General features: G+C 38.6%; 5 protein-coding genes. All 5 read right to left on the reverse strand.

Annotated features, from left to right (window positions below):
- Nucleotides 1–6786: Rib/alpha-like domain-containing protein (locus ADI58_RS00710; RefSeq protein ID WP_049521082.1), on the reverse strand; the 6786-nt coding region annotated here is incomplete at its 3' end.
- Nucleotides 6787–7247: 461 nt separating this feature from the next.
- Nucleotides 7248–8591, reverse strand: a complete 1344-nt coding sequence (asnS, locus tag ADI58_RS00715) for an asparagine--tRNA ligase (RefSeq protein WP_000167160.1) — start codon at nt 8589–8591, stop codon at nt 7248–7250.
- Nucleotides 8592–8609: 18 nt separating this feature from the next.
- Nucleotides 8610–8975, reverse strand: a complete 366-nt coding sequence (locus ADI58_RS11055) for a VOC family protein (RefSeq protein WP_049521083.1) — start codon at nt 8973–8975, stop codon at nt 8610–8612.
- A complete protein-coding gene (locus tag ADI58_RS00725; RefSeq protein ID WP_049521084.1) occupies nt 8968–10155 on the reverse strand; it encodes a pyridoxal phosphate-dependent aminotransferase in 1188 nt (395 codons plus the stop codon). Before ADI58_RS00725 ends, ADI58_RS11055 begins: the two co-directional genes overlap by 8 nt.
- Complete coding sequence (locus tag ADI58_RS00730; RefSeq protein ID WP_049521085.1) at nt 10152–10640, reverse strand: cell wall elongation regulator TseB-like domain-containing protein; 489 nt, start codon at nt 10638–10640, stop codon at nt 10152–10154. The genes ADI58_RS00725 and ADI58_RS00730 overlap by 4 nt, the downstream gene beginning before the upstream one ends.
- Nucleotides 10641–10689: the final 49 nt, after the last annotated feature.

Raw genomic sequence — 10689 nt, forward strand, 5'->3', positions numbered from 1 at the left:
AATATCATCTTTTGTTAAAGGTGTATTCGTCACTGGGGTTTCGATTTCCTTAACAGGTGTTACATTGACAGGAACTTCGACTGTAGTTGTTTTTCCATTTGGTAAAGTAACAGTAACTTTAACTGGATCTTTCTTACCTGGGGTTGTTAAGTCTGGAATGTTCTCTACGTTCGTTACGTTACCACCTTCTGGCACTTTAACATATTTAGCAATATCCTCTTTTGTTAATGGTGTATTCGTTACTGGTGTTTCGATTGGTGTTGGTTTTGATTCCACAACTTTAATGGTTGCTGGAACCTCTACTAATACATTACCATTTTTATCTTTTACCACAACTGTAACTGATTTATCCCCTGGAGTTGTTCCATCATATGGAGTTGTTTGTCCTTCTGGAACTTTATATTCAAATGTTGAGTCTGCTGGATAATCACTTGGTGTAATACTATCTTTTGGTTTTGGTTGATTTTCACCTGTAGCATTAATAGGAATTAATTGTTCTTTTCCTTCTACTACTTTAACTTTAGCTGGTACTTCAACAAGTGTGTCATCTCCATCTTTTGCAACAACGACTACATCTTTTTCGCCTGGTGTTGTTGTGTCCACTGGAGTCTTATATCCAAATGTAATTTCATCTGGATATTGTTCAGGATCAATACTCTTAGATGCATCTGGTTGTTTGTTTGATTTATCAACTGGCACATATTGTGTCTTAGGTTCTACAACCATTACTTTTGCAGGGACTTTCGCAATGACTTTATCCCCAATTTTCGCTACTACAACAACATCCTTTTCGCCTGGTGTTGTTGTGTCTACTGGAGTTTCGTAAGTAAACTCTGTCTCTTTAGGGAATGCTTTAGGATCAATACTTCCTTCAGCAGAAGGTTGTTTTTTATCCTTGTCTACTGGCACAAATTGTGGATAGCTTTCTACAACACGTACAGTTGCAGGTACTTCTACTAATACTTTATCCCCTTGTTTCACAACAACAGTAACTTTCTTGTCGCCTGATGTAGACGTATCTACTTCTTCTTTATACTCAAATGTTGCATCTTCTGGATAATCATCCGTATCAATGCTATCTTCTGGAGACGGTTGTTTCTTACCTTCATCCACTGGAACAATTTGAGGGTAACCTTGTACAACCTTCACTTTTGTTGGCACTTCAACAAGTGTATCATCTCCATCTTTGGCAACAACGACTACATCTTTTTCACCTGGAGTTGTTGTATCTACTGGAGTTTTGTACTCAAATGTTGTGCCATCTGGATATTGTTCTGGATCAATACTCTTAGATGCATCTGGTTGTGGTTTGCTTGGATCTGCTGCCACATATTGCGTCTTAGGATCTACTACCACTACTTTTGCAGGAACTTCTACAATTGGTTGATTATTTAGCTTAGCTACAACTGTCACATCTTTTTCACCTGCAGTTGTTGTATCTACCGGTGTCTTGTACTCAAATGTTGTGCCATCTGGATATTCTCCTGGTGTAACACTATCTTTCGCTTCAGGTTGTTTCTTAGCTGGATTTGCTACTACAAATTGTGGTGTACTATCTACTACACGTACAATCGCTGGTACTTCTGCAATAGGATTACCGCCTTTATCTAGCACTTCAACAATCACATTCTTATCTCCAGTTGTTGTTACATCGATTGGAGATGTTTGTCCATTAGGAGTTTTATATCTAAATGTAGAACCATCTGGATATTCCGTTTTATCAATACTGTTTTCTGGATTTGGTTGTTTATTGTTTTCATCCACTGGAACAATTTGAGGAACACCTTCAACTACTGTTACAGGAACTTTAATCGTTGTCATTTTTTCTTGACCATCTACAGTGTATTTAACTGGTACATCAACTTCTGTATCTTCTGTTAAGTCAGGAACTGTTACTGTAGCTGTTTTATCAATCTCAACTCTAGCACCTTGTGGTAGTTTACCTGTAAATGTTCCATCAGCAATCGCTTTTTCAGCTTGAGCAAGTACTTTTTCTTTTGCTTTTTCTTTATCGCCATTTTTAGGAACAAGAATTTCATCAGCTTCTGGTTTTGGTAATACTGTTACAGGGACACTTACTGTTTCTGTTATCTTACCATTATCATAAGTTACCGGCACGTCAACTTTTACATCTGTAGCTCCAGCTTTTCCAGTTGTTTCTGGTAATGTTGTTGGTTCACCTTTTTTACCGTCTGTTCCTGGTGTTACCGCTTCTTTTGCTTGTTCAGCAGTTGGTTTTTCACCTTCAAATACAACAATCTTACTTGGTGTTGAACTTACGACTGTTACTGGTACTAAAATTGTATCTTCAGTTACCACTGTACCTGTACTGTCTTTGTATTGTACTTTTACTGGTACTGCTGTTTTGTCACCATTAGAATCTGTTGCTGGAACAGCATATGTTTGATTTGGATCTAATTCTGCTGTAACTCCTGATGGTAATGTTAGTTTACCTACTGCAGCTTGTGCTTTTTCTTTTACAGCTGTTGTTAGGTTGTCACTAGTTGTATCTTTTAATGTTGTTACTTTTTCTGGTATTGCTTTTGGTAATACTTCAACTGGTACATTTACAGTTTCATTTCCGCTTGGATACGTTACTGTAGTTGGAACAGTTACATCTGTTGCTCCAACTTTTCCTGTTGTTTCTGGTAAATCAGCTTCTGTTGGCGTTCCTACTGTTCCGTCAGTATCTGGTGTTACTGCTTCTTTTACCTTATTCGCATCTGGTTTTGTTCCTTCTACAGTGTAGACTGTTTTTGGTACTGAACCTAATACGTTAACCGTAATTTCAGCATCTTTTGTATACGTTTTGCCATCAACTGTATAAGTTACTGGAACTTTAACGATTCCTTTATCCGTTCCTTTTTCTGCAGTCATTGTTGCTAATACTTCTTCAGTAACATCTCCAACAACTACATCTTTAGAACCTTCTGGTAAATTCGCTTTGAAATCAGCTGATGTTACTAATTCTGTTACTTTTGCTTTAGCTGCTTCTTTTACTTTTTCAACAGTTGAGCCTTTTGGTACGTCTACATCACCAGTTGCTTTTGGTAAAACTACTACTGGTACTAAAACTCTTTCCGATAAACTATCATTATTATAGGTTACAGGAATTGGAACTTCCTTAGTCCCTGGTTCTGCTGTAATATTTTCAGATAATAGTGGTTCACCTTTTTTCCCATCTGTACCTGCTGTTACAGCAGCTTTCACTTCATCATCTGTTAATTCATCACCTTCGAGTTTTACAATTTTATTTACTGTTGATCCTACTACCGTTACTGGAACTTCGACTTCTCTCGTTTCAACAACATTATCATTAGCATCTTTGTACTCTACTACTACTTTTGCAGGAGTTTGGACACCTGTTGTCGTTGTTGCTGGAAGAGTACCTTCTTTTACTTGTTTAATCGATACTTTTACACCTGTTGGAATCTTATCTGTTGCAATTGCTTTAGCTGCTTCTATTGCTTTTTCTTTCACTACAGTTTCTAAATCAGTGCTATCTTTAAGTACCGTCACTCCTGTAGGAGTTACTTTTGGTAAAACTACAACATCTACAGTTGTTTCTACTGAAATTGTTTCTGTTCCTTTTGTATAAGTTACTGTTGCAGGAGTTGGTAATGTTTGACCTGCTTTACCTGAAGTTGCAGGAATATTAGTAATATCATTTTTAGTTGGAGTAAATCCATCTACAGCTGTAGGATTTACTTTGTCTTTTATTTGATCACTTGTTACAGTGTCATCCTCTACTGTATAAAGTTTACCTGTTGCTTGATTTTTAACAGTAATAACATAAGTCGTTGAAGCAATCGCAGTATTATCATTTTCATTTGTTCCTGTTGCTGTATCAGAATCGGCAGTAACTATATTTCCATTACTATCTTTTACATCTACTTTAACAGTATAATGACCCGCTTCTGTTAACTTAACAGCTGCAACTTCTGCGGCACTATAATATTCCGTTACTTTCCCTGAAGGAGATGTTAACGTTACTTTAGTAACAGTTGTTTCCTTCTTAGTTGGATCTGTAGTTGCATCATCTTCTCTGTCAGTAATTGTTACTGCAGCAGATGCTTGTTTTACTAAATCAACAGTTGCACCTTTTACAGTTGTGTAAGAAGTTGAAGTAACAGCTGGAGCATCATTTAATATAGACGCTTTATCTGAACTTTCTGCATGAACTGCATCGACTGTTCCAGTGAAGCCTGATGTAGTTGAAATATTCCATGTTTCTCCATTTTTGGTTGCTGTTACAGTAGAGTTGTCATCTGCAGTCCATTTATTTAGTCCTTTGTCATATTTTACAGTTACAACCATACCTTTATTGGTATCAGTTGCTGAGTCTGCTGAACTATTCGCCGCATTTTCTTTATGATAAGTTGTCAAGGTACGAGTAGGATTATTGACAGCTGTCACTTTTCCTGTTGCATCTAACGTACGAGTATATTCATAAACATTAAATATTGTTTCTCCATTTTTGTTTACATCAACATACAAGTCACGTTTTAACCATGTAGTAGTTCCATCGCTATTAACTGTTTTCTTTTCAGCAATATCACTAGGTAAATCCCAACGACCTGTTGTCTTATTGAATGTTGCGGTTACATTATCTCCAACTTGCGTTTTTATAGTTACTTCCGCTCGTGTGAAAGTAGCTGTTACATTTTCACTGCTTGCTGTTACATTAATCGTATCTGTAGCCGCTTTTGCTGTTGCTGTTGGAAGAACTTTTAAATTAAATGTTTCTCCAACTGTACCGATTTCATCATTAACGTTTACAGCTGTATTAGTTGTTTCCGATACAACCCATTTACCATTTTTAGCAACAATTTTAGTATTTGTTCCATCTGGCAATGAAATCGTTGCTTCAGAAGCACCGTTTGAAATCGTAATTGGGACTTCTTTATCATATGCGTGCACATTTTTTACAGTTACTGAAGGCGCAATTTTAAAGGTTGCGTGAGCATACGCTTCATTTGCATTAGTTACATTATAGTCTCTTGCATAAATAGATACGCGGTAAATCCCTGCTTCAGTAGGAGTTCCTTTAAATCCATTCGGATTGCTATCTGTCATATCATTCGAGGCAATTGTGAAACCTACACCAGGAATTTTTGTGTCATTTCCTGTTAATTCTGTAGGATTCCCTGCTCCTGCTCCTGTAGTTCCTGTAATTTTCTCCCCAGAAACACCAACAATAGCACGACTTACTGTATCTCTAATAGTTATCACACGATTTAGCGGTGTTCCATTTTCATCTGTTAAATTATAAGGAATATTTCTACCATTAGGTGCGCCGGCATGAGAACCACCGGCATCTCTATATTCAACCGGAACTACAAGATTTTCTCCTACTTTTCCTTCTTTCACTGTATCATTAATTCCGATTTTAGGCGGTGTAGTATCTTTCCAAGCAACTCCACCAAATCGATGATCATCTAAAGGAAGTGTTAATGTTTTACCAGTAATAGTATTTTTAAAAGTTACTCGAGTTCTTAATTGTTGATAGTTAAATGGAGTATTATGTGTAAGAACCCCTTGCACACTATCTGTTTGCTTGTCATATGTAGCTCCTGGAAAATTGTATACTGTAAAATCTGAAACCGTCCATCCAGCGGCCTTAGCTTTTTCCGTTACTTCAATACGTTTGCTTACATCTTTAATATATACTTTATCAATACCTTGTTCATATCCAAGTTTATAAATACTTGATATTAGATATTCATATGGTCCACTACCAAAATATGTAGAAGCAGCTGCACTTTGAATTCTCGACCCATCATAGCGCATTTTTCCACGCCAAAGAACCGCTTCTTCTATCAACTTTTGAACTTCTTCTGCTGGTAATTTCAAACCATAGTCGATACGCGCTTTAACATCACTCTCTTTACCTAAATACGTATAATTAGAAGGTCCTGGACTAGGTCTTGTACCAGCACGTTGATCAGAAAATACTCTAAACTCTAGTCCTTCTGCATCAGCTTTCTTCTCTGGAGTATTTACTCCTAAATCCCCTTCCCCTGGGTGATGACTTCCAAATGGCATTGTATAGGTATCCCAACCAGTGAAATTCTCTCTTGATACTGTACTTGTATCTCCAACTATATCTTTTGCTGTTGGTTTCGCTGGTGTTGTTGGGGTGATGACATCATTGGTAACTGTAGTGTTTGATGTCTCACTTGTTGTACCCGCTGCCTCTCTAAACCCACTTTCCCCATTACCAGGAATCGCTTGTCCATTACGTGAGTCTTGATTTTGTTTTTCTTCTTTCTTTTCTACTTTTGGCATACTTGAAAGAACGAAAGCTTGGCTATTCAATTCTTTAGCAACTTTATCTACTTCTGTTTGGGTTGCTTTGTCGTTTGACAGTAGGGCTTGAGCCTTAGCAAGTTCTGTTTTTGCTGCTTCAATAGCTGAGGCAGTCTTTTCAGATACTCCTGCTTTGCCAAGGGCTGTCTCCATACGAGCAATAGCTGCTTCCAATTTGCTTGTGTCAGCCTTTGTAGTTGGTGCTTCTTCCGCTTTTGATGCTTCTGCTGGTGCTACTGGTTGTTCTACAGCTGGTGCTGTTGATTGCTTAGTTGCTGGTGTCGCCACAGTTGATGTAGAAGTTTCAGTTGCTGCTACTATAGTTTCTGCACCTTGTACCTCTGTCGCTGAAACTGCTCCATTTCCTAAGAACATTAAACCAGCCGCAATCGCTACTGATGCTGCTCCAAAACTGTATTTACGAATACCGTAACGAATATACTTTTCCGTTCTAAAATCTTGTTGTTTACCCTTCATTTAGAGTCACAACCTCCTTTATGCATATTTTTTTAATATTGAATTGAAATATACAGACAAATAAAAAGCCCCCCCCCCCCTTAAATTTTTTAGCAATATTAAGAGGTTATCATTTTAAAAAAGGTTGCCCAATAATTATCAATATCACTTAATATTGTATCATGCCACTATTATTAATTCAAGTTTCGTGCCTATATATATTTATGGTTTCAAGCTAATACTTCCTTGAAGAAAATAGTACATACATCAGTTTTTAAACAATAAGATTAATGTACTAGGATACGAAACTCTATTCTGAACAACTGGTAGTATGTTTCTAGCACAAATTCAATTTTATAAGAAAAGGAAGTAAATATTTTCACGAAAAGCGCATATTATCAAGATTTTGAAAACCTGATAATAGTTACTTTCGTTTCTCGACCTTTCCATGAAAAAAACGCCACATGGGCGTTTTCCTATTCTTACGGTTTGATACGGTGCAACATACGTGGGAATGGGATAGCTTCACGAATGTGTTTTGTTCCAGCTGCGAAGGTCACCATACGTTCAATACCGATACCGAAGCCACCGTGTGGTACAGTACCGTATTTACGAAGGTCAAGGTAGAATTCATACTCTGTACGATCCATACCAAGTTCATCCATCTTAGCAACAAGGGCATCGTAGTCTTCCTCACGCATAGAACCACCGATGATTTCTCCGTAACCTTCTGGAGCAAGCAAGTCTGCACAAAGCACGCGCTCTGGATTTCCAGGAACTGGTTTCATGTAGAAGGCCTTGATAGCTGCTGGGTAATTCATGACAAAAGTTGGCACACCAAAGTGGTTTGAGATCCAAGTTTCATGCGGTGAACCAAAGTCATCACCATGCTCAAGATGTTCGTAGTCAGCATCTTCATCATTTTCATGCTCTTGCAAGAGGTCGATGGCTTGATCATAAGTGATGCGTTTGAAGGGCTCTGCAATGTAGCGTTTCAAGAGTTCTGTATCACGTTCCAATGTTTCCAAGGCTTGAGGCGCACGATCAAGAACACCTTGAAGAAGAGCTTTCACATAAGCTTCTTGCAAGTCAAGCGACTCATCATGTGTCAAGTATGAGTACTCAGCATCCATCATCCAGAACTCAGTCAAGTGACGGCGTGTTTTTGATTTTTCAGCACGGAATACTGGACCAAAGTCAAAGACACGGCCAAGGGCCATAGCTCCTGCTTCTAGGTAAAGCTGACCTGATTGGCTCAAGTAAGCTGGCGTTCCAAAGTAGTCAGTTTCAAAGAGTTCCGTTGAATCTTCAGCCGCATTTCCTGAAAGAATTGGGCTATCAAACTTCATGAAACCGTTCTTGTCAAAGAACTCATAAGTTGCATAAATGATAGCGTTACGAATTTGCATCACCGCTACTTGCTTACGAGAACGGAGCCACAAGTGACGGTTGTCCATCAAGAAGTCTGTCCCGTGTTCTTTTGGTGTGATTGGGTAGTCTTGAGATTCACCGATCACTTCGATGTCTGTAATATCCAACTCATAGCCAAACTTAGAACGTTCGTCTTCTTTGACAATACCTGTCACATAAACAGACGTTTCTTGGCTCAAGCGTTTGATAACATCAAACTTCTCAAGTCCCACTTCTTCACCAAATTTTTCTACAAAGTTTGGTTTAAAGGCCACACCTTGGAAGAAGGCTGTTCCATCACGCAATTGTAAGAAGGCGATTTTCCCTTTTCCTGATTTGTTGGCAACCCAAGCGCCAATCGTCACTTCTTGACCAACATAGTCTTTTACATCAATAATCGTTACACGTTTTGTCATTATTTTTCCTTTTCTTTTTTATTCTTTATGGCAAACCACTTCTATATTGTTCCCATCTGGGTCAATCACAAAAGCAGCATAGTAAATCGGATGCTCACTGCGATAACCAGGAGCCCCATTGTCTCGCCCACCTGCCTCTAAGCCAGCCTCATAACAAGCTTGAACCTCTTCCTTATTTTCTGCTAAGAAAGCAAAGTGAATAGGATCTTGTGTCCCCTGAGCCAGCCAAAAATCACCACCAGGATGAGGGCTGTTTGGAGCAAGAAAACTGATTAGAGAACTAGTCTTAAAAGCCAATTTATAGCCCAAAGGAGCGAGAAATCTCTTATAAAATCCTTCTGAAATTTGTAAATCTTTTACCTTAATTTCAAAATGATCAATCATTCTCACTACCCATAAATGCTTTCAAGCGTTTAACTGCTTCTTTAAGCGTGTCTAGGTCTGTCGCATAGCTGAGGCGGACATTTTCTGGCGCTCCAAAGCCAGCTCCTGTTATGAGTGCCAAACCAACTTCCTCAAGAATAGCTGTTGTAAAGTCAGTCACATCCGTATAACCTTTCATCTCCATGGCTTTTTTAACATTTGGAAAGAGATAGAAGGCTCCTTGTGGTTTGACCACTTCAAAACCAGGGACTTCACACAAGAGTGGATAGATGGTATTGAGACGTTCTTCAAATGCTTGACGCATAACTTCCACAGAATCTTGCGGTCCAGTTAGGGCTTCGATGGTTGCATATTGTGAAACAGCAGTTAGGTTAGAAGTTGTTTGACCTGTCAATTTGCTCATAGCAGCAATGATTTCTGGATCACCCACTGCATAACCTACCCGCCAACCTGTCATGGCATAAGCTTTTGATACACCGTTGATCACAATGGTTTGCTTACGAATTGCTTCTGATAGACTTGAGATTGGAATAAATTCATTTCCATTATAAACAAGGCGACCGTATATATCATCAGCTAAAATCAGAATGTCATGCTCAACTGCCCAATTTCCGATAGCTAGTAATTCTTCACGAGTATAAATCATACCAGTCGGATTAGATGGTGAATTGAGAACCAAAACCTTGGTCTTATCAGTGCGAACTGCTTCTAACTGCTCTACAGTTACCTTAAAGTGGTTATCTTCCTTAGCAGGAACAAAGGCGGGAACGCCTTCTGCCATCTTGACCTGATCTCCATAACTAACCCAGTATGGAGTTGGAATAATAACCTCATCTAAAGGATTAATTACAGCCATAAAGAAAGTATAGAGGGAGAACTTGGCACCTGTAGCAAAGGTAACCTCGTTACTTGCGACAGAATAGCCATAGTAGCGCTCGAAGTAGGTATTCACCGCAGCTTTTAATTCTGGTAGACCTGAAGCTACTGTATAGAAGGAAGCCTGTCCTTCTCGAATAGCTTTAACTGCTGCATCCTGAATATTTTCAGGGGTGTGAAAATCTGGTTGTCCCAAGGTCAAGAAAAGGACATCTTTACCTTGAGCTTTTAATTTTTTTGCTCTTGCATCACTAGCTAAAGTGACACTTTCTTCCATTTCTAAAACACGGTTGGATAGTTTCATAGGCCCTCCTTATTGACCAATGCTCCTGTTTCAAAATCTACTAGATAAAAATCAGATCCTGACTTGACTTCCCAGATTGGCTTATCTTGATAACGGCCAAAGGTAATCTTGTCAATCTCGCCAGCTCCTTTTTCCTTAGAAAGAGCTTCTGCTTTTTCTTGTGAAACACCTTGATTTAGCTGATAAACGTAAATCTTATGGTCATCTTTTCCAATCAGGACAGCAAGCGATTCTTGTTTTTTATTGCGACCAAGAACGCTATAATAAGATTCCAAGCCATTGTATAAGTCAACCTGATCAGCCTGCTCTAATCCTGCATACTGCTGAGCTAATTTTTCTCCTTCACTTTTAGCTGTTTGATAGGGTTTCATGCTAAGAGAAACCAGATACAGAAAGGAAGCACTGATAACCACAAGCAAAATCGTCATCCCTAGACCATACTGCCACAGTAGATTATTTTTTGCTTTGTTTTGTCTTTTTTTCACTCGTCTATTTTACCATCTATTAAGCTTTATTACAAGTGAATGCAAGAAT

This window comes from Streptococcus mitis (assembly GCF_001074635.1).
In the GTDB taxonomy this organism is placed as follows: Bacteria; Bacillota; Bacilli; order Lactobacillales; family Streptococcaceae; genus Streptococcus; species Streptococcus mitis_E.